Origin of the sequence: Streptomyces cyaneofuscatus (assembly GCF_033109485.1) — a bacterium.
In the GTDB taxonomy this organism is placed as follows: domain Bacteria; phylum Actinomycetota; class Actinomycetes; order Streptomycetales; family Streptomycetaceae; genus Streptomyces; species Streptomyces cyaneofuscatus.
Window position 1 is genome coordinate 2,529,492 of sequence record NZ_CP137002.1, and the last position, 22,905, is coordinate 2,552,396.

General features: G+C 70.9%; 20 protein-coding genes and 2 tRNA genes. 9 read left to right on the plus strand and 13 right to left on the minus strand.

Translation table 11 applies throughout. The features are described 5' to 3' along the window. Window positions 1–28: 28 nt before the first annotated feature. The 3 genes from aroA (at window position 29) to R2B67_RS10590 (ending at window position 2,837) form a co-directional block, all read left to right on the plus strand. On the plus strand, window positions 29–1,369 hold the full coding sequence (aroA, locus tag R2B67_RS10580; protein ID WP_018510079.1) for a 3-phosphoshikimate 1-carboxyvinyltransferase: 1,341 nt from the start codon (window positions 29–31) through the stop codon (window positions 1,367–1,369). Window positions 1,370–1,372: 3 nt separating this feature from the next. Continuing rightward, entirely contained in the window at window positions 1,373–2,389 is a 1,017-nt protein-coding gene (rsgA, locus tag R2B67_RS10585) for a ribosome small subunit-dependent GTPase A (RefSeq protein ID WP_018510080.1), read from the plus strand. 124 nt (window positions 2,390–2,513) lie between these two features. Beyond that, entirely contained in the window at window positions 2,514–2,837 is a 324-nt protein-coding gene (locus R2B67_RS10590) for a DMT family transporter (protein WP_018510081.1), read from the plus strand. Here the strand turns inward: R2B67_RS10590 and R2B67_RS10595 are convergent. Next, window positions 2,813–3,337, minus strand: a complete 525-nt coding sequence (locus R2B67_RS10595) for a TetR family transcriptional regulator (RefSeq protein WP_317817463.1) — start codon at window positions 3,335–3,337, stop codon at window positions 2,813–2,815. The two genes, R2B67_RS10590 and R2B67_RS10595, sit on opposite strands and share 25 nt — an antisense overlap. Window positions 3,338–3,481: 144 nt before the next feature. On the opposite strand from R2B67_RS10595, the gene hisN reads away from it, so the two are divergent. Both hisN and R2B67_RS10605 read left to right on the plus strand, forming a co-directional pair. Beyond that, window positions 3,482–4,282, plus strand: a complete 801-nt coding sequence (gene hisN / locus R2B67_RS10600) for a histidinol-phosphatase (protein ID WP_030561033.1) — start codon at window positions 3,482–3,484, stop codon at window positions 4,280–4,282. A gap of 167 nt (window positions 4,283–4,449) precedes the next feature. Continuing rightward, on the plus strand, window positions 4,450–4,857 hold the full coding sequence (locus R2B67_RS10605) for a CBS domain-containing protein (RefSeq protein WP_018510084.1): 408 nt from the start codon (window positions 4,450–4,452) through the stop codon (window positions 4,855–4,857). Between the two features lie 71 nt (window positions 4,858–4,928). On the opposite strand, the gene R2B67_RS10610 is transcribed toward R2B67_RS10605, so the two are convergent. Further along, window positions 4,929–6,398 carry a catalase gene (locus tag R2B67_RS10610; protein WP_317824817.1) on the minus strand — a complete coding sequence of 490 codons (1,470 nt, stop codon included), beginning with the start codon at window positions 6,396–6,398 and terminating at the stop codon, window positions 4,929–4,931. Between the two features lie 146 nt (window positions 6,399–6,544). Between R2B67_RS10610 and R2B67_RS10615 the strand changes: the two genes are divergently transcribed. Further along, the gene (locus R2B67_RS10615) at window positions 6,545–6,964 is read left to right on the plus strand and encodes a Fur family transcriptional regulator (RefSeq protein WP_109979471.1); all 420 of its coding nucleotides are present in this window, start codon (window positions 6,545–6,547) and stop codon (window positions 6,962–6,964) included. A 132-nt stretch (window positions 6,965–7,096) separates the two neighbouring features. Here R2B67_RS10615 and R2B67_RS10620 read toward each other — a convergent pair. The 4 genes from R2B67_RS10620 to R2B67_RS10635 all read right to left on the minus strand — a co-directional run bounded on the left by R2B67_RS10620 (window position 7,097) and on the right by R2B67_RS10635 (window position 12,715). Beyond that, a tRNA-Met gene (locus R2B67_RS10620) sits at window positions 7,097–7,170 on the minus strand. A gap of 79 nt (window positions 7,171–7,249) precedes the next feature. Then, the gene (locus R2B67_RS10625; RefSeq protein WP_317817467.1) at window positions 7,250–9,400 is read right to left on the minus strand and encodes a tetratricopeptide repeat protein; all 2,151 of its coding nucleotides are present in this window, start codon (window positions 9,398–9,400) and stop codon (window positions 7,250–7,252) included. A gap of 211 nt (window positions 9,401–9,611) precedes the next feature. After that, window positions 9,612–9,685 (minus strand) — tRNA-Met (locus R2B67_RS10630). A 42-nt stretch (window positions 9,686–9,727) separates the two neighbouring features. Further along, complete coding sequence (locus R2B67_RS10635; protein ID WP_317824818.1) at window positions 9,728–12,715, minus strand: UPF0182 family membrane protein; 2,988 nt, start codon at window positions 12,713–12,715, stop codon at window positions 9,728–9,730. Window positions 12,716–12,851: 136 nt separating this feature from the next. Between R2B67_RS10635 and R2B67_RS10640 the strand changes: the two genes are divergently transcribed. Then, the gene (locus R2B67_RS10640; protein ID WP_234017725.1) at window positions 12,852–13,412 is read left to right on the plus strand and encodes a PPA1309 family protein; all 561 of its coding nucleotides are present in this window, start codon (window positions 12,852–12,854) and stop codon (window positions 13,410–13,412) included. Between the two features lie 80 nt (window positions 13,413–13,492). Here R2B67_RS10640 and R2B67_RS10645 read toward each other — a convergent pair whose 3' ends face one another. The 3 genes from R2B67_RS10645 to R2B67_RS10655 all read right to left on the minus strand — a co-directional run bounded on the left by R2B67_RS10645 (window position 13,493) and on the right by R2B67_RS10655 (window position 16,728). Further along, window positions 13,493–14,596, minus strand: a complete 1,104-nt coding sequence (locus R2B67_RS10645; RefSeq protein WP_317817471.1) for a YlbL family protein — start codon at window positions 14,594–14,596, stop codon at window positions 13,493–13,495. A gap of 401 nt (window positions 14,597–14,997) precedes the next feature. Beyond that, window positions 14,998–15,459: a molybdenum cofactor biosynthesis protein MoaE gene (locus R2B67_RS10650; protein ID WP_018510091.1), complete on the minus strand. Its 462-nt coding sequence runs from the start codon at window positions 15,457–15,459 to the stop codon at window positions 14,998–15,000. Between the two features lie 111 nt (window positions 15,460–15,570). Next, the gene (locus R2B67_RS10655; protein WP_317817474.1) at window positions 15,571–16,728 is read right to left on the minus strand and encodes an SDR family oxidoreductase; all 1,158 of its coding nucleotides are present in this window, start codon (window positions 16,726–16,728) and stop codon (window positions 15,571–15,573) included. 190 nt (window positions 16,729–16,918) lie between these two features. Here R2B67_RS10655 and R2B67_RS10660 point away from each other — a divergent pair, with 190 nt between their 5' ends. Both R2B67_RS10660 and R2B67_RS10665 read left to right on the plus strand, forming a co-directional pair. Next, window positions 16,919–18,367, plus strand: a complete 1,449-nt coding sequence (locus tag R2B67_RS10660; protein WP_317817475.1) for a zinc-dependent metalloprotease — start codon at window positions 16,919–16,921, stop codon at window positions 18,365–18,367. After that, the gene (locus tag R2B67_RS10665) at window positions 18,364–18,912 is read left to right on the plus strand and encodes an NUDIX hydrolase (protein WP_317817479.1); all 549 of its coding nucleotides are present in this window, start codon (window positions 18,364–18,366) and stop codon (window positions 18,910–18,912) included. Before R2B67_RS10660 ends, R2B67_RS10665 begins: the two co-directional genes overlap by 4 nt. A gap of 69 nt (window positions 18,913–18,981) precedes the next feature. Here R2B67_RS10665 and R2B67_RS10670 read toward each other — a convergent pair whose 3' ends face one another. From R2B67_RS10670 to R2B67_RS10685, 4 genes are all read right to left on the minus strand, one after another. Further along, window positions 18,982–19,737: an AIM24 family protein gene (locus R2B67_RS10670; protein WP_317817481.1), complete on the minus strand. Its 756-nt coding sequence runs from the start codon at window positions 19,735–19,737 to the stop codon at window positions 18,982–18,984. A gap of 17 nt (window positions 19,738–19,754) precedes the next feature. Beyond that, the gene (locus R2B67_RS10675; RefSeq protein WP_018510096.1) at window positions 19,755–20,435 is read right to left on the minus strand and encodes an AIM24 family protein; all 681 of its coding nucleotides are present in this window, start codon (window positions 20,433–20,435) and stop codon (window positions 19,755–19,757) included. Between the two features lie 11 nt (window positions 20,436–20,446). Further along, window positions 20,447–22,063, minus strand: coding sequence for a TerD family protein (locus tag R2B67_RS10680; protein ID WP_317817484.1), 1,617 nt, complete (start codon window positions 22,061–22,063; stop codon window positions 20,447–20,449). 120 nt (window positions 22,064–22,183) lie between these two features. After that, window positions 22,184–22,765: a M48 metallopeptidase family protein gene (locus R2B67_RS10685; RefSeq protein WP_204164301.1), complete on the minus strand. Its 582-nt coding sequence runs from the start codon at window positions 22,763–22,765 to the stop codon at window positions 22,184–22,186. Window positions 22,766–22,905: the final 140 nt, after the last annotated feature.

Here is a 22,905-nt window from a genome sequence, read left to right on the forward strand (position 1 = left end):
CGGGCAGGGAGCCACTAAAGTAAGGGCCATGACCGAGAGTTCCGTGCACCCCGCCCTCTGGCCCGCACCTCACGCGACTGGAGCCGTCGACGCGACCGTCACCGTGCCCGGCTCCAAATCGGTCACCAACCGGGCGCTCGTGCTGGCTTCGCTGGCCTCCGAGCCGGGCTGGCTCCGCCGCCCGCTGCGCTCCCGCGACACCCTCCTGATGGCCGGGGCGCTGCGCGCGATGGGCGTCGGCATCGAGGAGACCATCTCCTCCAGCTCCACCGTGGCGGGCGAGCCCGACGGCTCCGGCGAGGCCTGGCGGGTCATCCCGGCGGGGCTGCACGGCCCGGTCACCGTCGACGTCGGCAACGCCGGCACCGTCATGCGCTTCCTGCCGCCCGTCGCCACGCTGGCCGACGGCCCGATCCGCTTCGACGGCGACCCACGCTCGTACGAACGCCCCCTGACCGGCGTGATCGAAGGGCTGCGGGCGCTGGGCGCGCGGATCGACGACGACGGGCGCGGGGCGCTGCCGCTGACCGTGCACGGCGGCGGGGCGCTGGACGGCGGCCCGGTGGCGATCGACGCGTCGTCGTCCTCGCAGTTCGTCTCGGCGCTGCTGCTGTCGGGGCCGCGCTTCAACCAGGGCGTGGAGGTCCGGCACACCGGTTCCGTCCTCCCCTCGATGCCGCACATCCGGATGACCGTCGACATGCTGCGGGCCGTCGGCGCGCAGGTGGACGAGCCGGAGACGGGCGGCGAGCCGAACGTGTGGCGGGTCTCCCCCTCCGCGCTGCTCGGCCGGGACCTGACGATCGAGCCGGACCTCTCCAACGCCCAGCCGTTCCTGGCCGCCGCGCTGGTGACCGGCGGCAAGGTCACCATCCCCGACTGGCCCGAGCGGACCACCCAGCCGGGTGACGCGCTGCGGGAGATCTTCACCGCGATGGGTGGCAGCTGCGAGCTGACCGAGCGCGGCCTGACCTTCACCGGCACGGGCCGGATCCACGGCATCGACGTGGACCTCGGCGAGGTCGGCGAGCTGACCCCGGGCATCGCCGCGGTCGCGGCGCTGGCCGACTCCCCCTCCACGCTGAGCGGCGTCGCCCACCTGCGGCTGCACGAGACGGACCGGCTGGCCGCGCTGACCAAGGAGATCAACGAGCTGGGCGGCGACGTCACCGAGACGGCCGACGGGCTGCACATCCGCCCGCGCCCGCTGCACGGCGGTGTCTTCCACACGTACGACGACCACCGCATGGCCACCGCCGGGGCGATCATCGGCCTCGCGGTCAAGGGCGTGGAGATCGAGAACGTGGGCACGACCGCCAAGACCCTGCCGGACTTCCCGGACATGTGGACCGGAATGCTCGGGATCTAGACCATGCGCCGCTACGGGAAGAACCCCGACGAGGACGACATCCGCGTCCGCCCCAACCGCAAGGGCAACCGGCCGCGTACGCACATCCGGCCCAAGCACGAGGACGCCGAGGACGGCATGGTCCTCACCGTCGACCGGGGCCGGCTCACCTGCCTCGTCGACGGCCGGACCGTGGTGGCGATGAAGGCCCGCGAGCTGGGCCGCAAGGCGGCCGTGGTCGGCGACACCGTCTCCATCGTCGGGGACCTGTCCGGCGAGAAGGACACCCTGGCCCGGATCGTGCGCATCGCCTCGCGGCGTACGGTGCTGCGCCGCACGGCCGACGACGACGATCCGTACGAGCGCGTGGTCGTCGCCAACGCCGACCAGCTCGCGATCGTCACCGCGCTGGCCGACCCGGAGCCGCGCCCGCGCATGATCGACCGCTGCCTGGTGGCGGCGTACGACGGCGGCCTCACCCCGCTGCTGGTGCTGACCAAGTCCGACCTGGCCTCGCCGGACAAGCTGCTGGAGGCGTACACCCCGCTGGGCGTCCCGTACGTCGTGACCAGCCGCGAGGAGCTGGAGAACGGCGGGGCGGCGGAGCGGGTGCGCGAGCAGCTGGACGGCAAGATCACCGCGTTCGTCGGGCACTCGGGCGTCGGTAAGACGACGCTGGTCAACGCGCTGGTCCCGAAAGACCGGCGGCGGACCACCGGCATCGTCAACGCGGTCACCGGGCGCGGCCGGCACACCACCACCTCCGCGCTCGCCCTGCCGCTGCCCGACGGCCGCGGCTGGGTCGTCGACACCCCCGGCGTACGGTCGTTCGGGCTGCACCACGTCGACCCGTCGCGCGTCATCCACGCCTTCCCCGACCTGGAGCCGGGCACCGAGAACTGCCCGCGCGGCTGCACCCACGACGAGAACCAGCCGGAGTGCGCGCTGGACGCCTGGGTGGCCGAGGGGCACGCGGACCCGGCGCGGCTGGACTCCCTGCGTCGGCTGCTCTCGACCCGCGAACGGCGCGAGGGCGACTGAGCCGTAGCGCATTCGGACCGTGCGCCCCGGGCATGTTTGCCGGATTCAACGACTGGTAAAGGCATAATCGCACCGTGCGGGACCAATCGGTCCGAACCGTCACCTATGCGGGAGGCAACGGACGATGGCATGGCTGCTGGTCGTGGTCGCCGGACTGCTGGAGACCGGTTTCGCCGTCTGTCTGAAGCTCTCGCACGGCTTCACCCGGATCTGGCCGACCATCGCGTTCGCCGCGTTCGCCCTGAGCAGCTTCGGCCTGCTGACGATGGCCCTGAAGAAGCTGGACGTCGGACCGGCGTACGCGGTGTGGACCGGCATCGGTGCGGCGGGGACGGCGATCTACGGCATGGTCTTCCTCGGTGACGTGGTCTCGACGCTGAAGCTGGTGTCGATCTCGCTGGTCATCATCGGAGTGATCGGACTTCAGCTGTCCGGCTCCGCCCACTGAGTCCCGGCGCCACGGGGCGGGCACGGCACGATCACGTACGAGAGCGCGAGCCGCAGGGCCCGCTCACAGCGCACCGGCGGCATCGGGTGCGACGCCGCCGCCATGCGGTCCCTGGCCAGCCCGAGCAGCTCGGCCGGACCCGGCACGTCGCGACCCGGTACATCGCGGCCCGGCCGGGGCAGCCGCTCGCCCCAGAGCCCGGTGAGCAGCCCCTTGACCAGCGGATCCGCGTCGGCGGCCCGTACGGTCCAGCGCGCCACGGCGGCCGGGTGCTCCGGCGCGGGCGCCGTCAGTGCGCGGTCCACACCGGTCAGATAGCCGTCGGCGGCCTGGCGTAGCAGGGCGGCGGCCAGGCCGCCCTTGGTGCCGAACTCGTTGTAGAGGGTCTGCCGCGAGACACCGGCCAGCGCGGCGACGTCCACCATCCGCACCGTGCGCCAGGGCCGGTCGGCGAGCGCTCTGAGGGCGGCGTCCAGCAGGGCTTCTCGCGCTGTCGGCATCGCCGCCTCCCACGCCCGGGGCCGTGCCGGGGGCCTGCGGTTCAGAGTTGAGGCGCTCATGACGGCTGTCAAGGGTCCGCGCACCGGCCGGGTTCGCGCAGGGGCCGGTGGCTCCGCCCCCGTACCGCTGGATACTGTGACGGCATGCCCGACTACCACGATGATCTGCGCCTCGCCCATGTACTGGCGGACGCCGCCGACGCGGCGACCATGGACCGGTTCAAGGCTCTCGACCTGAAGGTGGAGACCAAGCCGGACATGACCCCGGTGAGCGAGGCCGACAAGGCCGCCGAGGAGCTGATCCGGGGCCATCTGCATCGGGCCCGCCCGCGCGACGCGATTCTGGGCGAGGAGTACGGGGTCGAGGGCACCGGACCGCGGCGCTGGGTGATCGACCCGATCGACGGCACCAAGAACTACGTCCGCGGTGTGCCGGTGTGGGCGACGCTGATCTCGCTGATGGAGGCGGGAGAGAACGGGTTCCAGCCGGTGGTCGGGGTGGTCTCCGCTCCGGCGCTGAACCGGCGCTGGTGGGCGGCGAAGGGCGCCGGCGCGTACTCCGGGCGCAGCCTCACCTCCGCGACCCGGCTGCACGTGTCGAAGGTGGAGACGATCGCGGACTCCTCGTTCGCGTTCTCCTCACTGAGCGGCTGGGAGGAACAGGGCCGCCTGGACGGCTTCCTCGACCTGACCCGGGCCTGCTGGCGGACGCGCGGGTACGGGGACTTCTGGCCGTACATGATGGTGGCCGAGGGCTCCGTGGACATCTGCGCGGAGCCGGAGCTCTCGCTCTGGGACATGGCGGCGAACGCGATCATCGTCCAGGAGGCGGGCGGCCGGTTCACCGACCTGGAGGGGACCGACGGGCCCGGCGGCGCCAACGGGGCCGCGTCGAACGGTCTGCTCCACGACGAGCTGCTGGGCTACCTCAACCAGCGCTACTGAGACCTCTGCCCGCTGGGGAGTGCGGCGCGTGATCGCGCACTCCCCCGGTGCGCGCCCGGTCCACCCCTTGTCGGCCCGCCACAAGGGTGCAACTCTGAGAGTCCCCCCCACTTGTGAACTTGTGAATCGACTCACAGAGTCGGCGCACCGAGGAGGTGGCTCGTTTCATGCTCGTCCGTGACGCCATGAGCACGGTGGTCCTCACCATCGGCCCCACCCATACGCTCCGCCAGGCGGCCCGGCTGATGTCGGCCCGCCGCATCGGGGCGGCCGTCGTCCACGACCCGGACACCTGCGGGCTCGGGATCATCACCGAGCGCGACATCCTCAACGCGATCGGATCGGGCCAGAACCCCGACCGGGAGACCGCGTCAGCCCACACCACCACCGACGTGGTGTTCGCCGCCCCGGCCTGGACCCTGGAGGAGGCCGCGGAAGCCATGACGCACGGCGGGTTCCGGCACCTGATCGTGCTGGACGACAACGGGCCGGTGGGCATCGTGTCGGTGCGCGACATCATCCGCTGCTGGGCGCCGGCCCGTCGCCGTACGGTGGCGGCCGCCGGGTCGGCGTAACCCTTCAAGAACGCCCGATGGGCCGGATCCCCGCGAGGGGAGCCGGCCCACCGTCGACGGCAAGCGAGCGGTCAGCCGCGAAGGGCCTGGACCGCGGCTTCCAGCCGCTTGCCGAAGTCGCCGTCCGCCTGGCGGAAGTTGTCGATCGCGCGCTCGGCGATCTCGTCGCGCGAGACCTGGGAGATGAACCCGGCGAGGTTGTCGATCAGCCGGACCTTCTCGTCCTCGGAGAAGAGCCGGTAGAGGTTGCCCGCCTGCACGAAGTCGTCGTCCTCGGCGTGGCCGGGAGCCTCCGTGTTGCCGGTGGCGCCGCTGACCGGAACGGGCTGCCAGAGCGGGCGGTCGGTCTGGACGGGGCCGCCGAAGCTGTTCGGCTCGTAGTTCTTGGTGCCCTTGTGGCGGCCGTCGTAGAGGTAGCCGTCCCGGCTGTTGGTGCGCGCCTCGGTGGCGTGCGGGCGGTTCACCGGCAGGTGGTCGGCGTTGATGCCGACCCGGTAGCGATGGGCGTCGCCGTACGCGAAGAGCCGGCCCTGGAGCATCTTGTCCGGGGACGGGCCGATGCCCGGCACGAAGTGGGCGGGGCTGAAGATCGACTGCTCGACCTCGGCGAAGATGTTCTCCGGGTTGCGGTTGAGCTCCAGCTTGCCGATCTCGATCGGCGGGTAGTCCGCGTGCGGCCACACCTTGGTGAGGTCGAACGGGTTGAAGCGGTACGTCGCCGCGTCCGCCGCCGGCATGATCTGGACCTGCACCGTCCAGGACGGGAAGTCACCGCGCTCGATCGCCTGGCGCAGGTCGCGCTGGTGGCTGTCGGGGTCGACGCCGGAGAGCCGGACGGCCTCCTCGGTGGTGAGGTTCTTGATGCCCTGGTCGGTCTTGAAGTGGTACTTGACCCAGAAGACCTCACCGGCCTCGTTGTTCCACTGGAAGGTGTGCGAGCCGTACCCGTTCATGTGGCGCAGCGTGGCCGGGATGCCCCGGTCGCCGAAGAGCCAGGTCACCTGATGCGTCGACTCGGGCGAGAGCCCCCAGAAGTCCCAGACGTTGTCCGCCTCCTGGGAGCCGGTGTACGGGTCGCGCTTCTGGGTGTGGATGAAGTCGGGGAACTTGATGGCGTCCTTGATGAAGAACACCGGGGTGTTGTTGCCGACGAGGTCGTAGTTGCCCTCCTCGGTGTAGAACTTCAGCGCGAAACCGCGCGGGTCGCGCACGGCGTCGGCGGAGCCGAGGTTGCCGGCGACGGTGGAGAAGCGCAGGAACGTCTCGGTCTGCTTGCCGACCTCGGAGAGGAACTTCGCCCGGGTCCACTGCGACACATCGCGGGTCAGGGTGAAGGTGCCGTACGCGCCGGCGCCGCGGGCGTGCACGACACGCTCCGGGATGCGCTCGCGGTTGAAGTGGGCGAGCTTCTCCAGCAGTGCCTGGTCCTGGACGAGAACCGGACCGCCGACGCCCGCGGTCTCGCTGTTCTGGTTGTCCGCGACCGGAGCCCCGGCCTCCGTGGTGAGCGGTCCCTGTGTCACGTGCGCCTCCTGCGTCATGTCCTGCACAGCCATCTGTTTCCTGTACAGCCCTGTCCCTTGGCTAATGCCGTTACCGATCCTACAATGGACAATGTCTAAGTCAAGTGAGCATCCAAAGTCACACCCGATCGGGACTCGTTCCCTCCACTGTTAGGCTGGGCTCCATGAGCGACCTGCTGGAACGACTCCGTGGACGCGGCTGGCGCATGACGGCGCAGCGGCGTGTCGTGGCCGAGGTCCTCGACGGGGACCACGTGCACCTGACGGCTGACGAGGTCCACGCGAGGGCCGTCGACAAGCTGCCCGAGATCTCACGCGCCACCGTTTACAACACCCTCGGCGAGATGGTGTCCCTCGGTGAGGTGCTGGAGGTCTCCACCGACCGCCGCGCGAAGCGGTACGACCCGAACGCGCACCGCCCGCACCACCACCTGATCTGCGGCCGGTGCGGCGCCATCCGCGATGTGCACCCGGCGGGCAATCCGCTGGCGGACCTGCCGGCGGAGGAGCGCTACGGCTTCACGGTCTCCGGCGTCGAGGTGACGTACCGGGGGCTCTGTCCCAGCTGCGCCGCGTCTGCCTGAACCTGTGCTGGTGCTGGGCCCGTCCCGTGTGGGGCGGGCCCGGTTTTTGCGTTCCCGGACACCCGGCTTTTTCGTTCCCGGACATGACGAAGGCCCGGATCTCTGATCGAGATCCGGGCCTTCGTTCTTCAGTAGCGGGGACAGGATTTGAACCTGCGACCTCTGGGTTATGAGCCCAGCGAGCTACCGAGCTGCTCCACCCCGCGTCGGTGAATGCAACATTACGTCAGCAGGCCGAACGGCGCAAATTCCTTCGCACCGGCCTCCGGGAGGGCGTTCACGGCGTTACGCGGTGAGCTCCTGGTGGAGCGCGTCGCGCAGCCGGGCCGCCCGCTCGGCCACCTCGGCCGGGCCCAGCTCCACGGCCCGCGCGCACCAGCGCTGGCCCTCGGTGAGCTCGCCCCGGCGCGCGGCGAGCAGGGCCAGCCGCAGCGCGGCCCGCCCGTGACCGGCGTTGGCGGCGCGGGTCCACCAGAGGGCGGCCTCGCGCTCGCTGCCCTCACGGGCCAGGAGCAGCCCCAGGTTGAAGGCGCCGTTGCGGCTGCCCGCCTCGGCGGCCTCCCGGTACCAGTGGGCGGCGCTCTCCACGTCCCCGCGCGCGGCGGCGAGCATGCCGACCCGGACCTGGGCGCGGCGGTGGCCCTGCTGGGCGGCCCGCTCGTACCACTCCTCGCACTCGGTCTTCTCCGGCATCGGCTCGCCCAGCGCGGGCGGGCCCGGCGGCGGCTGCCGGGCGTCGAGCACCCCGGCCAGCCGGAACGCCGCCTCGGCGCTGCCGCCGCCCGCCGCGCACCGCAGATGGCGCTCGGCCTCCCGGTCCTCGCCGTCGCGCAGCAGGGCCATGGCGACCTGGAGCGCGGCGTCGGTGTGCCCGGCCGCCGCGGCCCGCTGGTACCAGCCCAGCGCCGTACGGTCCTCGTCGCGCCCGGCGTGCAGGATGCCGAGGTTGAAGGCGGCGTCCACGCTGCCGGCCTCGGCCGCCTTGGAGAACCAGGGCTCGGCCCCGGTGTGGTCCCCGGCCTGGAGGAGCAGCACGGCGAGCGCGTTGGCGGCCTCGCGGTGCCCGGCGTAGGCGGCGCGGCGGTACCACTGCTCGGCCTGCGGCGTACGGTCCTGGGCGGCGCAGAGCAGCCCGAGGTTGTACGCGCCGTTGACGTCACCGGCGTCCATGGCGGCCCGGTACCAGCGCTCGGCGGTCTGCTGCTCGCCGCGCGCCGCGTGCAGGGCGCCCAGCGCGTTGGCGGCGTTGCCGTCGCCGTCCTGGGCGGCGCGCAGCCACCACACGGCGGCGCTCTCCTCGTCGCCCGCGTCGCGCAGCAGGAAGCCCAGCGCGCAGGCGGCGCGGGCCTCGCCGTCCTTGGCGGCGGTGAGGTACCAGCGGCCGGCCTCCTTGAGCTCGCCGCGCTGTTCCAGGATCGCGCCGAGGTGCAGGGCGGCACGGCGGTGCCCCCGGGCGGCGGCGCGGCGGTACCACTGCTCGGCCTCGCCGACCCGGCCCGCGGCGGGACCGGCCACGGGGCTGTCGCCGGCGGCTCCGCCCTTGTTCTCCCCGGTGCCCTGCTCGCCCTTCTTCAGGGCGTCGGGGACGGCCGGGTCGGCAGACAGGCCCAGACCGCTCCGGCCGGCGCCCCGGCCCAGGCCGAAGGCGTCGTGCGGGTCCTCGACGGCGTTCCGCTCCAGGGTGCGGGCCAGCCGGTAGGCGGCCTCCCGGTGGCCCTGCTCGGCGGCGGCGCGCAGCCAGCGCTCGGCGCCGATGTCGCCGCGGTGCTCCAGGAGGTCGGCCAGCGCGTAGGCGCCCAGGGCGTGGCCCTGCTCGGCGGACTGGCGCAGCCAGTACTCCGCGCCCGGCTCGTCCCCGCGCTCGCGGAAGTGGCGGCCCAGCGCGTGCGCGGCGGCGGCGGATCCGGCCACCGCGGCGATGCGCCACCAGCCGGCGGCCTCGTCCGGGTAGCCGCGCTGGTGCAGCAGGACGCCCAGGTTGTTGGCGGCGGCCCGGTCGCCGTCGGCGGTGGCGGCGCGGAGGTAGGTCTCGGCGCCGTCCAGCTCGCCCCGGCGCAGCAGCAGGGCGCCCAGCACGCTCATGGACGCGGTGTCCCCGGCCTCGGCGGCCCGGCGGTGGCGCGCCTCCGCCTCCGCGCTGTCCGCCGCGTCGACGGCGTCCGTGGTGCCCGCGTCGGCGTCCGGGGTGACGGCGCCCGGCGTGGTCACGTGCGTGGCGCCCGCGGCACCGGTGGCGTGCACTGCGTCCGCGTCCACATGTCCCACCTCACCGGCGGTGGTGGCGTCCCGTGGTCCGGGTGTGCTCGCGCTCGCTCCGGCCGCCCCGGCGATGACGGCAGCGAAGGCCGCATCCGCCACCTTGTCCGCCTTCTGGCCGCGCCGCTGCACAAACCGCCCTGTCTCCAACAGAGTTGCCCTGTCCCCCATAAATACCATCGTCGCACCACCTGTAACCCGCGTACACCTGGTATATCGCGGTCAGTGAGGTCACTTCAGCGTTTTGTCGACATGCCCACAGAGAGACAAGTCAAACACGCCGGAACCCAACTGGTGCCCAGCGAACCGCACTTCACGCCCATGGAACAAGAAAGACACGACGGCATGACGAAGGCCCGGATCCCATAGGATCCGGGCCTTCGTTCTTCAGTAGCGGGGACAGGATTTGAACCTGCGACCTCTGGGTTATGAGCCCAGCGAGCTACCGAGCTGCTCCACCCCGCGTCGTTGTGTTCAAACCGTACCACGACGCGGGGTGGAGCTTTCTCAGGTGCCCTGGTCGCCGCCCTGCTCGGCCGCCCCGTCGCCCTCATCGGGCTTCTCGTCGGGCTTCTTGGCCGAGTCGGCTCCGTCGTCCTTCTCCGGAGTACCGGCCTTGTCGCCTTCAGCACCGCCCGTGGGCTGTGCCTTGGCCGCCCGCTCCAGAGCCTCCTGGAGCGCGTCCTGGGCCTTGCCGTAGGCGGGCCAGTCCTGCTCCTTCAGCGCCGTCTCACCGTCGTTGTACGCCTTCTGGGCGTCCGCGATGGCCTCCTTGAGCGCGTCGCTGCCGGTGGCCGGCGGCTTGGTGGTGTCACCCGGCGGCTCACTGGGGTCGGGCGGTGTGGTGTCGGCGTCGCCGTCGACCCCGAAGACCGCGTTGAGGGCGTCTCCCAGGTTGTTCTCGAAGACGATCTTCGAACCGTACGAGGCGGCCACCTTGCGCAGCAGCGGGTAGTTCTGCGTGCCACCGCGCGTGTAGACCGGCTCGATGTAGAGGAAGCCGCCTTCGAGCGGCACCGTCAGCAGGTTGCCGTACTCGATGTCGGAGTCCGTGCCCTTGAGGTTCCTCACGAACTCGGCGACGTCGTCGTTACCGTTGAGCTCACTCTGTACCTGGCCCGGGCCCTTCACCGTGGAGGTGACCCGGAGCAGTCTCATCGTGCCGTAGTCCTTGCTGGCCGCGTCCGCGTTCACCGCCATGAAGGCGCCGAGGTTCGGGCGCCCCCTCGGGGTGAACGTGGTGGTAAGCGAGAACACCTGCTGGTCCTGGCCCGGCATCTTCAGGGACAGGTAGTACGGCGGAACGGAACCCGGCTCCTTGTTGGTCGGGTCGTCCGGCACCTGCCACGCGTCGGAGCCGCTGTAGAACTGCGCGGGGTCCTCGACGTGGTAGCGGGTGAGCAGCTCGCGCTGGACCTTGAAGAGGTCCTGCGGGTACCGCAGGTGGTCCATGAGCGTCTGCGGGATCTTCGAACGGTCCTCCACCGTGCCCGGGAACGCCTTGCGCCAGGTCTTGAGGACCGGGTCCTTGGTGTCCCACTCGTAGAGCTTGACCTTGCCGTCGTACGCGTCGACGGTGGCTTTCACGGAGTTGCGGATGTAGTTGACCTGGTTCTGCTGGGCGACGACCGCGCGCTGGTTGGTGGTCAGCGAGTCGGCCGTGGTGTCGCCGAGCGTCGTCCGGGACGCGTACGGGTAGCCGTTCGTCGTGGTGTAGGCGTCGACGATCCACTGGATCCGGCCGTCGACGACCGCCGGATAGGCGTCGCCGTCGATGGTCAGCCACGGGGCGACCGCCTCGACGCGCTCCTTGGGCGTGCGGTTGTACAGGATCCGCGAGCCGTCACCGATGGCTCCCGAGTACATGATCTGCGGCTCGCTGAACGAGACCGCGTACGCGGCGCGGTTGAAGGTGTTGGAGAGGCTGACCCCGCTGTCGCCCTCGTAGCTGGTGGTCTTCTCGCCGTCCTCCTCGTAGTCGAGCTCCTTCTGGGGGCCGCCGACGATGGAGTACTGCTCGGTCTTCTCGCCGTAGTAGATCCGCTGCTCGTACTTCCCGAACTCACCGGTGGACGGCAGACCCGACTCGGTGAAGTCCGGGGACCCCGTCGGGTTGGTGCCGGTGGTGGTGCCGCGGGCCGCGATGGCGCCGTAGCCGTGGGTGTACGTGAAGTGGTCGTTGATCCAGTTCCGCTTGGGCAGGCCCTGGATGTTCAGCTCACGCAGACCGATGACGGTGTCCTGCTCCTTGCCGTCCTTGCCCTTGTAGCGGTCGACGTCCAGCGTCTTGGGGAACTGGTAGTAGTTCCTGCGCTGCTGGAGCTGCTGGAAGGCCGGGGAGACGACGTTGGGGTCCATCACGCGGTAGCTGGCGGCCGTGTTGGCGGCGGCCCTCAGCTTGGTGTCGTCGCCCGTGGTGGCCTGGCCCGAGTAGTCCTCCATCACCGCGTCGTCGATGTCGTACGCATCGCGTGTCGCGTCGATGTTCTTCTGGATGAACGGCGCTTCCTTGGCCTGCTCGTTCGGCTGGACCTGGAACTTCTGCACGATCGCCGGGTAGAGCCCGCCGATCAGGATCGCCGAGAGCACCATCAGGCCGAAGCCGATGACCGGCAGCTGCCAGGTGCGGCGCCACAGCGTCGCGAAGAACAGCACGGCACAGATCGCCGCGATGAAGAACAGGATGGTCTTCGCCGGGAGATAGGCGTTCGCGTCGACGAACCGCAGGCCGGTCCAGTTGTCCGCGGCCTTGAAGTCACTGGACTTCACCGCGAGGCCGTACCGGTCGAGCCAGTAGGCCACGGCCTTCAGGGAGACGAAGATGCCGAGCAGCACCGAGAGATGACCGGTGGCCGCGGCGGTGGCGCGGGCGCCGGGGCTGGTGATGCGCAGCCCGCCGTACAGATAGTGGGTCAGGGCGGCGGCGATCAGCGAGAGCACGGTCGCCGCGAAGCCGAAGCCCAGCAGGAAGCGGTACCACGGCAGGTCGAAGGCGTAGAAGGCGACGTCCAGCTTGAACTGGGGGTCCTTCGTGCCGAACGGCACCCCGTTGACGTACATCAGCCAGGTGCGCCACTGGCCGGAGGCGGATGCTCCGGCGATCAGTCCGACGAGCGCGGTGACGGCGAGCAGGACCCACTTCTTGAAGGGGGCGACGCTCATCCGGTAGCGGTCCAGGCTCTGCTGCTCCAGCGACATCGCGCTCAACGGCGGCCGCAGCCGGTGCGCGAGCCAGATGTTCACGCCGACGGCCAGGGCCATCAGCAGTCCGAAGACGAGGAACAGTCCGATCTTGGTCCACAGGGTGGTGGTGAAGACGGAGGAATACGCGACCGACCGGTACCAGAGCCAGTCCGTCCAGAACCCGGCGAACATGACGAAGGCCATGGCGAGAACCGCCAGGACCCCCAAGGTCATGAGCAGGGTGCGGACGCGCCGGGACGGGCGGCCGACACTGATCCGTGGCCCGGTCGGGCCTCCGCCGCGGTCCGGCATCTGGAAAGCCAACGTGCGCACCTCGAAGTTCGCGGTCGTGTGGAGCGGGCCCAGCGGTCCTAGAACCCACCTATGCAACTTACTGAAGCTTTACCTAGTTCCCGATACCGGGGCCGAAGGAGGCAGGATATTGCCCATGCCCAACGTTTCCCCCGCAGGACCCCCGATGGCAGCGAGCCCGCTCACCGTCGCCGTCCTCGAAATCGACGCCTACGCCTCCACCCTCGGCTGGGACCAGCCCGCCCGGCTGTTCGCCCTGGTCGACACCGCCCGGCTGCGGGTCCAGGAGCCGGGTCTCGCCGCTCAGCTCGGGCTGGACGACGCCGCCTCCACGACCGCTTCCCTCACCCCGATCGAGCAGGAGGAGCTGCCCGCCGGTACCGCGCTGGACGATTTCCTCGGCACCATCGCCTGGCCCGACTCCGTGGCCGGCTGCGCCATGACCGTGGAGCGGCTGATGCTGCCGCCGTCCGCCGAGGCCTCCGTACCGGAGGGGCTCAGCGACAAGAAGCTGACCCAGTGGGTCGCCAAGCACCCCGACCGGCAGGAGGTGCGGATGACGGTGGCCGTGCTGCGGGACGGGGCGCGTGAGTCGGCCGTGCGGCTGCGCGAGAAGGACTCCCCCACGGAGGTGCTGACCGGTGCGGGCCTGGTGCCGGGGCTGGCCGAGGCCCTCGCGGCGACCTTCGAGTCCTGACCGGCCTGATGTCCGAGTCCTGACCGGATCGGCTTACGAGTCCTGGCCGGGCCCGCCGTCCGCCTCCTCCCGACGCGCTGTCAGCCTGCCGAGCAGCTCGGCAGCGCGTCGGTCTTCCCTGCGCTGATCTGCTCCAGCGACTTCCTGGCGTCGTCGAGGGTCTTGACCCGGACCAGGGTCAGCCCGTCCGGGGTGTCCGAGGCGGCTGACGCGCAGTTGTCGTCGGGCGTGAGGAAGTAGCGGGCGCCCGCCTCGCGGGCTCCGACGAGCTTCATGTTGATCCCGCCGATCGGGCCGACCTTGCCCGCGTCGTCGATGGTTCCGGTGCCCGCGACGAACTTGCCGCCGGTCAGATTGCCCGGGGTGAGCTTGTCGATGATGCCCAGGGAGAACATCAGCCCGGCGCTGGGGCCGCCGACGTCCGCGAGCTCGATGTCGATCTCGAACGGGAACGTGTGGTCGGTCCCGGCCCTGATCCCGACGACCGCCCGCTCCTTGCCGCCCTCCTCCGCGGGGGGCGCCTTCTCGGTGGTGATGGTGATCTTCCGGCTGCCCTCGGGGGCCCGGCCGGCCTTCTCGGCGGCGGCCGCCTCCTTCGCCGGGACGATGGTGAAGGTGACGTTCTCGCCGGGCTGGTGCTTGGTGACGAGCTCGGCGACGTCACCGGGCTCCTCGACCACGGTGCCGTCCACGGCCTTGATCACGTCACCCGCGTGCAGCTTGCCCTCGGAAGGGCTGCCCTTGACGACGGTGGAGACCACGACCTGGGCGGCGACCGGGATGTCCAGCTCCTTCAGGGCGGCGACCTTGGCGCTCTCCTGGGACTGGCTGAACTCCTCGGCGTTCTCCTGGGTCGACTGCTCCTCGGTCTTGCCGTCCGGGTAGAGCGTGTCGTGCGGTACGACGACGCTGTCGTGGGCCAGCCAGCCCCAGACGGCCTGGCCCAGGTTCATCCGGTAGTCCGCCCCGGTGACGCGCACCGTCGTCATGTTGAGGTGCCCAGAGGTCGGGTAGGTCTTGCGGCCGGTGATCCGCAGGACCGGTTCGCCACGCGCGTCGCCCAGAGTGTTGACCGTCGGTCCGGGAGACATCTCCGAATACGGGACTTTGATCAGCAGGCCTGCGCAGAACAGCACGATGAGGATGAGTGCGGAGGCGAGCATCGTCGCGGTGCGGCGTGGCATGGAACGACAGTACGGGAAGGGCCTGTCCGTCCACCCTCGGGGCCGGTCCGTACGGGGAGCGGCCGGAGCGCGGCGGAAAGGTGGTCACGCGGCGTTCGACGGCCTCAGAGAGCCCCGGAACCGGAGTGCGACTTCTCCATCGCGTCACGGAACCTGGCGTACCCGGCGAGTTCGGTGACATCGCCGGTCGTGCGATTGCGAGCAGCCCAAGAAGCCCATATCGCACCGCCGACAGCAGCGAAAAGTGGAATCAACAGCCAAGCGAGTGCCGCCATCACGACCTCCCTACCCCGTGAGCGATCGAATGATCGATCTGCAGATTAACGATCCGGAAGACCAACGCTCACGGCAGGGGTGCGGTTACGCAAATCGGGGCTGATGCGCTCCGGTCCGGTTTGCGCTCAGCAGGCCCCGACCCACTCCTCCGTACCGTCGGAGAAACGCTGGTGCTTCCAGATCGGAACCTCGTGCTTGAGGTCGTCGATGAGCTTGCGGCAGGCGGCGAAGGCCTCCGCGCGGTGCGGACAGGCGACGGCGACGACGACCGCCAGATCGCCCACCTCCAGTTCACCCACCCGGTGGACAGCGGCGAGGCCGCGGACCGGGAAGTCGGCGACGACCTTCTCCGCCACTCGGCGCAGCTCGTCCTCGGCCGAGGGATGGCAGGAGTAGCCGAGCGCACCGACGTCCTGTCCGGCGTCGTGATTGCGCACGGTGCCGACGAAGAGGGCGATGCCGCCCGCGGCGTCGTCCCCGACGGCACGGAAGACCTCGTCGACGGAGAGTTCGCTCTCCCGGATCGCCAGCAGCCGGATGGGGTCCGAAGCCGCCTGCTCACCGGGGTGGTCCTGGGTGCGTGCCATGCCCCCATCGTGCCGTACGGCACCGACATCGCGGAATTGCCTGTTCGACCGGCGGACGCACGGCCGCGTTGGAGCCTCCTACAGACGGCTGCCGGCGCCCCGCGAGCGCGGTCAGATGCGGCGTCGGGCCTTGCGGGCGCGGCGGACGAGGGCGGCCGTGCCGAGCAGAGCGACGGTGGCTCCGGCGGCGGTGGCGGAGACGGCGGTGGCGTCCTTGCGGCCGAGGCGGCGCCCGGCAACGGTGTGGCGTCCCTCGACCTCTTCCAGGAGCGCGCCCAGGACCTCTTCGTTGGTCCACTGCGGCCGCCATCCCACGTCGTGCAGCCGGCTCACGCTGACGACCCAGGGGTGCATCGTGTACGCCAGGTCACCGGCCGGGGACGGGGTGAGCCCGATGCGGTGCAGCCGGGCGGCCGCCCCCAGGGCGACGGCGGAGGGCAGCTCCATCCGGCGTACGCCGCTGAGCTCCTCGACCTCCTCCTGTTCGAGCCAGCCGTCGCAGCCGACCGCGAACTCTCCGTCGATCTTCTCCAGGGCGGCGTACTCCAGGGCCGTCACCAGGTCGTCGACGTGGCAGAACTGCCAGGTGGGGCGGGAACCGGCGACAACCAGGAGACGCGGTGACTCGAAGTAGCGGGTGAGCGCGGTGTCCGTGCCGCCGACCAGGACGGTGGGGCGGACGACGGTGACGTTGAGCCCGGGGTGGGCGCGGGGCGCGCGGCGGCCGAGCCGTTCGATCTCCAGGAGGTCGCCGACGCCGGTGGCCTCGGCGGTGGCGCGCAGCTCGGCGTCCTCGGAGAGCGGCACGTCGTTGTCGGGGAGCGCCCCGTAGACCATGGCCGAGGTGCACAGCACGACCCGGTGGACCCCGGCGGCGGCCGCGGCGGTGAGCACGGTCTGGGTGCCCCGCACGTTGTACGCGGTACGGGCGGCGGGGTCGGTCTCCAGGTCGAGGTCGAGCGCCAGGTGCACGACGACGTCCGCGCCGCGCAGCTTCTCCGCGATGGCCGGATCACGGACGTCCAGGATGTGCCAGGTCGCCCCGGAGACCTCTCCGCGGCGCTCGTCGACCGCGATGACCTGCTTGATCTCGTCGGATGCGGCGAGGCGGGCGGTCAGCAGCTCGCCGACACCGGTCGCGGCACCGGTGACCGCGACGACGGGGCCCCGGTTCCGGGGGGACCTCGGGCGTTTCTTCTCGGGTGTGCTCTCGGGCGAGGGGTCGGTCAGGTTTCGCGCTGCGCGAACCTGCGGATCTGGGGAACTCACCGGGCGTCTCCAGCGGTTGTCTTCAGTACGTACCCGAATGACGCGTACGTACCAGGTGGCGTCCATCCTGCCGCAGGCCGGGAGTCGGCGGAGCACTGAGGCCCGAAGCGGGCGTGGTGTCTACGCTGGATGGTGATGTCGGGCAGTCGCCGTCGGTTCGAGCCGGCGGCCCTACGAGCCGAGGAAACCCGTGAGTGACACCCCATTCGGATTCGGCCTTCCGCCGGAGGAGCCGGAGAACGGCGACGAGGGCAAGAAGAAGGACCCCACCGAAGGTGGGCAGAGCGCGGGCGGGCCGGGAAACCCGTTCGGTTTCGGGCCGGGGGCGGGCGGTGACAACCCGTTCGCCGCAATGTTCGGCTCCATGAATCCGAACGATCTCGGCGCGGCCTTCCAGCAGCTCGGCCAGATGCTGAGCTACGAGGGCGGTCCCGTGAACTGGGACATGGCCAAGCAGATCGCCCGGCAGACCGTCTCGCAGGGGACGGCCGACGGCACCAAGGACGCGAGCGTCGGCGCCTCCGAGCGGACGGCGGTCGACGAGGCGCTGCGGCTGGCCGACCTCTGGCTGGACGGTGTGACGTCGCTGCCCTCCGGTTCGGTCTCCACGGTGGCGTGGAGCCGCGCGGAGTGGGTCGAGGCCTCGCTGCCGGCCTGGCAGCAGCTGGTCGACCCGGTGGCCGAGCGGGTGGGCCTGGCGATGGGCGATGTGCTGCCCGAGGAGATGCAGGCCATGGCGGGCCCGCTGATCGGCATGATGCGGTCGATGGGCGGCGCCATGTTCGGCCAGCAGATCGGGCAGGCCGTGGGCACGCTGGCCGGTGAGGTGGTCGGTTCCACGGACATCGGGCTGCCGCTGGGCCCGGCGGGCAAGGCCGCGCTGCTCCCGCTGAACGTGGCGCAGTTCGGCAAGGACCTCAGCGTCCCGCAGGACGAGGTGCGGCTGTATCTGGCCCTGCGCGAGGCCGCCCACCAGCGGCTCTTCGCCCATGTGCCGTGGCTGCGCTCGCACCTGTTCGGCGCGGTCGAGTCGTACGCACGCGGGATCAAGGTCGACACCAGCAAGCTGGAGGACGTGGTCGGCCAGTTCGACCCCTCGAACCCCGAGCAGCTGCAGGACGCCCTTCAGCAGGGCATGTTCCAGCCCGAGGACACGCCGGAGCAGAAGGCCTCCCTGGCCCGTCTGGAGACTGCTCTGGCGCTCGTCGAGGGCTGGGTGGACGCGGTGGTCCACGAGGCCGCGAAGTCCCGGCTGACCTCGTCGGACGCCCTGCGCGAGACGATGCGCCGGCGCCGTGCCTCCGGTGGTCCGGCCGAGCAGACGTTCGCCACGCTCATCGGTCTCCAGCTGCGCCCGCGCCGGCTGCGGGACGCCTCGCGCCTGTGGGCCTCGCTCACCGACGCCCGGGGCCTGGAGGGGCGCGACGCCCTGTGGGAGCACCCGGACATGCTGCCGACGGCGCACGACCTGGACGACCCGGACGGCTTCGTCCACCACGAGCAGGCCGACTTCTCCGAGCTGGACAAGATGCTCGGCGAGGCCGCGAAGGGCCCGCAGAAGCCCGCCGCGGAGGACGAGCGCAAGGGCGAGGGCAAGGGCGACGCCACGGAGGACGGCAAGGACGGCCGCGACCAGTGACCCTGCACGACGACGCCACCCTCGTACTGAAGGGTTACGCCCCTGAGCACGAGGCCGGGGCCGACGACGGCCAGGCGGAACTGCGCCAGGCCTATCTGGACCATCTGGCGCACCACCACGACGGCATGTGGAAGGCGTGCGAGGCCGGGCATGTGACGGCCAGCGCCCTGGTGATCGATCCGGAGCGGGAGAAGGTCCTGCTCACCCTGCACCGCAAGCTGCGGATGTGGCTCCAGATGGGCGGGCACTGCGAGGAGCAGGACACCACCCTGGAGGCGGCGGCGCTCCGTGAGGCGACGGAGGAGTCCGGGATCACGGGACTCACCCTGCTGCGGGGCGGGCCGGTCCGGCTGGACCGGCACCCCATCCCGTCCCCCTGCAACTGGCACCTCGACGTCCAGTACGCCGCGCTGGCCCCGGCCGGTGCTGCGGAGCGGATCAGCGAGGAGTCCCTGGAGCTGCGCTGGTTCGGCTACGAGGACGTGGCCTCGGTGGCCGACGCCTCCGTCGTACGGCTGCTGGAAGCGACACGCGCCCGGCTGTAGCGGGTAAATGTGCGTAAGGGGCGGCCTCTGTGGAGGCCGTCCCTTACCGCTGTGTTCGGTCGGTGCCGGTCAGTTCCAGGCGTTGTTCTGGTTCTGGCCGTGGGATCCCTGCTGGCCCATGCCGAACTGGGCGCGGGCGCCCTGGCCGATCTGGGCGTTCTGCGGGGGCATGACCTCGCTCGGCTGGACCAGGGCGAAGCCCTGTCCGAGGAAGCTGAGCTCCCAGCCCTCGCCGGTGTTGCCCCGGCGCCGGAAGACACCGCTGGAGTGCGTCTGGGCCTGCATCTGCACCCGCAGGGCGCTGGACCAGGCCACGATGGCGTCGGCGTCCACATTGACGTACTTCTCGGGCGTGACCTGCATCATCAGCGGCTGGCCGGAGGTCATGAGGGCGACCTTGCCGGTGCCGGTGATGTTGAGCTGGTACTTGCCGCTGCCGGAGATCCCGTACTGGCTGTCCACCGCGATGACCTCGGTGTGCAGCGAGGAGTCGAGCGCGAGGACGTACGAGCTGTCCACGGTCATCCCCTCCCGGTCGACGTCCACGACGTGGATGTACTGGGCGAGGTTGGCGAAGTAGACCGTGCCCTGACCGGAGACCCGCATCAGGTCGAGGCCCTCACCGGTGTGCGCGCGGGCGCGCCGCTGGCCCTGCGACTGGTACTCGCCGTCGAAGTCCATCAGTCCCTGGTAGGCGACCATGGCGCCCTTACGGGCCAGGATGTCGTCCTGCCCGGTCAGCGCCACCCGCAGGAGCTGCGGGTTCTGGATCGTGTACCGGTCCTGGGACTGCTGCTCGGTGTAGTTGAAAAGCGGACTCTGCATGGTGTGTTCCCCTCCCCTCAGTTCCGGATCCGCAGGCGGTCCGTACTGTCCTCGCTCGGCTGGACGACGACGATGCCCTCCCCGGAGAAGGCCATCTGGTACGCCTCGCCGCTGCCGCGGCCGATCAGCGCCCCGGCCTTGAAGCTGCGCTTGCCCTTCACCTTGAGGTTCGTGGACCAGGCGACGAGGGCGTCCGGGTCGACGTACGTCTCGTCGTCACCGCGTCCGCAGTCGACGACGATCGGGGTGCCCCGGGAGGTGATGGCCACCCAGCCGGTGCCCTGGACGACGACGTTCCACAGCCCCTGTCCGGCGAACTTGGCCATCCCCTTGACCTTCTCGACGCCCCAGGTGAGGTGCGCGTCGAAAGCGAGGAGGTTGGTGCCGTTGACCGAGATGGCCTCGTTGTTCAGGTTGATGACGACCACGTCGGCGCCGTAGTCGGCGAGGTAGAGCAGTCCGTCGCCGGAGCACTTCATGACGGGTGCGCCCTCACCGGTGATCCACTGGGAGGCGATCTGCCGGGCGGCGGGCGGGTTGGGCTCGTACTGGATGAACCCCTCGTACGCCACCATCGAGCCGGTGCGCGCGTAGAGGTCCTGCCCGGAGGCCATGGCGACCTTGAGCATGGCCGAGCCGTGGTTCTCCATCCGGGCCGTGACGGGGGTCGGGGCGAAGCCCGCGAGTTGCTGGTTCATGACGGGCTCCCTCAGACCTCGTAGGGCTGGACGACGATGAAGTTGCCGGGGGCTCCCCGGAACTGGAGGTTCACGGTCTCCCCGCTGTGTCCCGGGTACGCGTTGCGGCGCAGCCGGACCTGGCTGGAGACGATCACCTGGGAGGCTGCCGACCAGGCCACCACCGCGTTGCTGTCGGCGAACGTGGTGGGGGTGACCGGCAGGACGACCGGGGTGCCGTGGGTCTTGATGATCACGGTTCCGGTGCCCTGGAACTGCATGGTGAACAGGGCGCCGCCGGGGATGCCGTGCCCCTCGACCCGGCGGACCTCGTACTGGAGGGACTCGTCGAAGGCGAGGACGCTCTCGGCGGAGACGCAGATGGCGTCGCCCTGGAGCTCGATCGGGTGCAGGTACGAGCCCTCCTCGGCGAGGAAGACCTGGCCGCGGCCGGTACAGCGCATCAGCTGCATCTCCTGGCCGGTGGCGTTGCCGACGGCCCGTCCGACGAAGCCGGCGCTCTTGTAGCCGAAGTCGACCTTGCCCTGGTACATCACCATGCTGCCCTGGCGGGCCAGCACGCCGGCCCCGCCCATGGTCAGGTCGACCCGCATGAGCTGCTTGTTCTGCGGGGTCCAGCGCTGCCCGGTGGGCGTCTCCTTGTACAACTGGAGGGCCGCGTGGAGCCCTGCTCCGGCGGCCGGAGCGCCCTGGGGCACGCCTTGCGGAGCGCCGGGGGGCTGCTGCCCGAAGGGGGCGGGCTGTCCGTACGGGGCCGGGGCCGGCTGGCCGTAGGGAGCGGGCGCGGGCTGGCCGTAGGGCGGCGTGCCCTGGCCGGGGACCTGGCCGAACTGCGGCGGCGGGGGCTGGTGACCGGGCTGGCCGTACGGGGCCGGGGCCGGGGGCGCCTGCGGGGTGAGCGGCGCCGCGATCGTGGGCGCGGCGTGCATCGGCTGCTGCGGTGCGGGGGCGGGCGCGGGCGGGGCGCCGAAGGACGGCGCGGGCTGCGGGGCCTGGGGGGCGGGGGGTGCGGGCGGGGCGGCGAAGGCCGGGGGCGCGGTGGCCTGGGCCGGCGGGGCGAAGCCCGGGGCCGTCTGCGGGGCGGCCGGCGCCTCTTCCTCCTCGGCGACCTCGCCGCCGAAGTTCCTCAGGAGCGCGTCGAGACCGCCGTCGAAGCCCTGGCCGACGGCGGCGAAGCGCCAGACGTCCTTCAGGTAGAAGTCACCGAGCATCACCGCGCGCTCGGTGGTGAACTCCGACCCGGTGAAGGCGTATCTGACCACTTCCTCGCCGCCGGCGACGATCCGGATGTACCCGGGGCCGACCTGCGACATCTGTCCGGCACCGTCGAGCGTGGCGGTGAAGGAGAGCTTGTGGATGGTGGCCGGGATGCGGTCGAGCGTGACGCGGAAGGACTCGGTGTCGCCGGACTGCGCGCCGAGGAGCTGAATCGACTCCTCGGGCGATTTCGGCTGGTTGAAGAAGATGAAATACCGGTCGTCCGAGAGCTGTTCGTCGGCATCCAGGCCGAAGCAGCTGATGTCGAAGGTCAGTCCAGGGGCGGCGATCTGCACACCTACGTACAGATCTGTCCCCGGTGTGAGATCACTGATCTTGGCCTTGTGGCCTCGTTGGAATTCCCTGGCCATACGTAACGACCGTCCCCCATCCCGAAGGTGAATGCGTCGCGTCAGGCTAACCGCAAACCGCGACATCCGGCCAAGCCGGTACAGACCCGGTACAGAACTGACGGGAACAGCTGGCCGGGCTCACTCCTCCGGTTCGGCCGGCGAACGGGGCAGCTGGTCGGCCGCCACCACTCCTTCGAGATAGCCGCGGGCCCGCTCGGTGCGGGGATACGCCTCCAGCAGCCGCCAGAACCCCGGGCCGTGGCCAGGGACCAGCAGATGGGCCAGCTCATGGAGGAGTACGTAGTCGACGACGTACTCCGGCATGCCCTGGAGCCGGTGCGAGAGCCGGATGCTGCCCTCCGCGGGGGTGCACGAGCCCCAGCGGGTGTTCTGGTTGGTCACCCAGCGGACGGACGCGGGGCGGGCCCTGCCGTCGAAATACTGGGCGGACAGCCGCTCGGCCCGCTCCGTGAGCTCGGTGTCCCCGAGGACCCGCTTGCTCTCCTGGGCGGCGAGCTTGTCGAGCATCACGCCCACCCAGCGCCGCTCCTCCGCCTCCGACATCCGGGCGGGGATGAGCACGATCGTGCGGCCGCCCTCCCGGTAGGCGGAGACCGATTTCCTGCGCCGGGTGCTCCTGCGGACCTCGACCGCGCTCGCCACCGGGGCGCGGGGCGCACGGGCGGCCGCGCCGGGCTGATGGCTCACGGCGCTGCGCATGGGGGTCTCCCCGGCGACGCCGGGTGACGGGTCTGCGGGCACGCCCCGACGTTACCCGCTGTCCGTGGGGGAAGTCCCGCCTCCGGGTCCGTTCGCCACCGATCCTCTCCACTCCTCGCGCCTCGCTTCGCACCATGAGC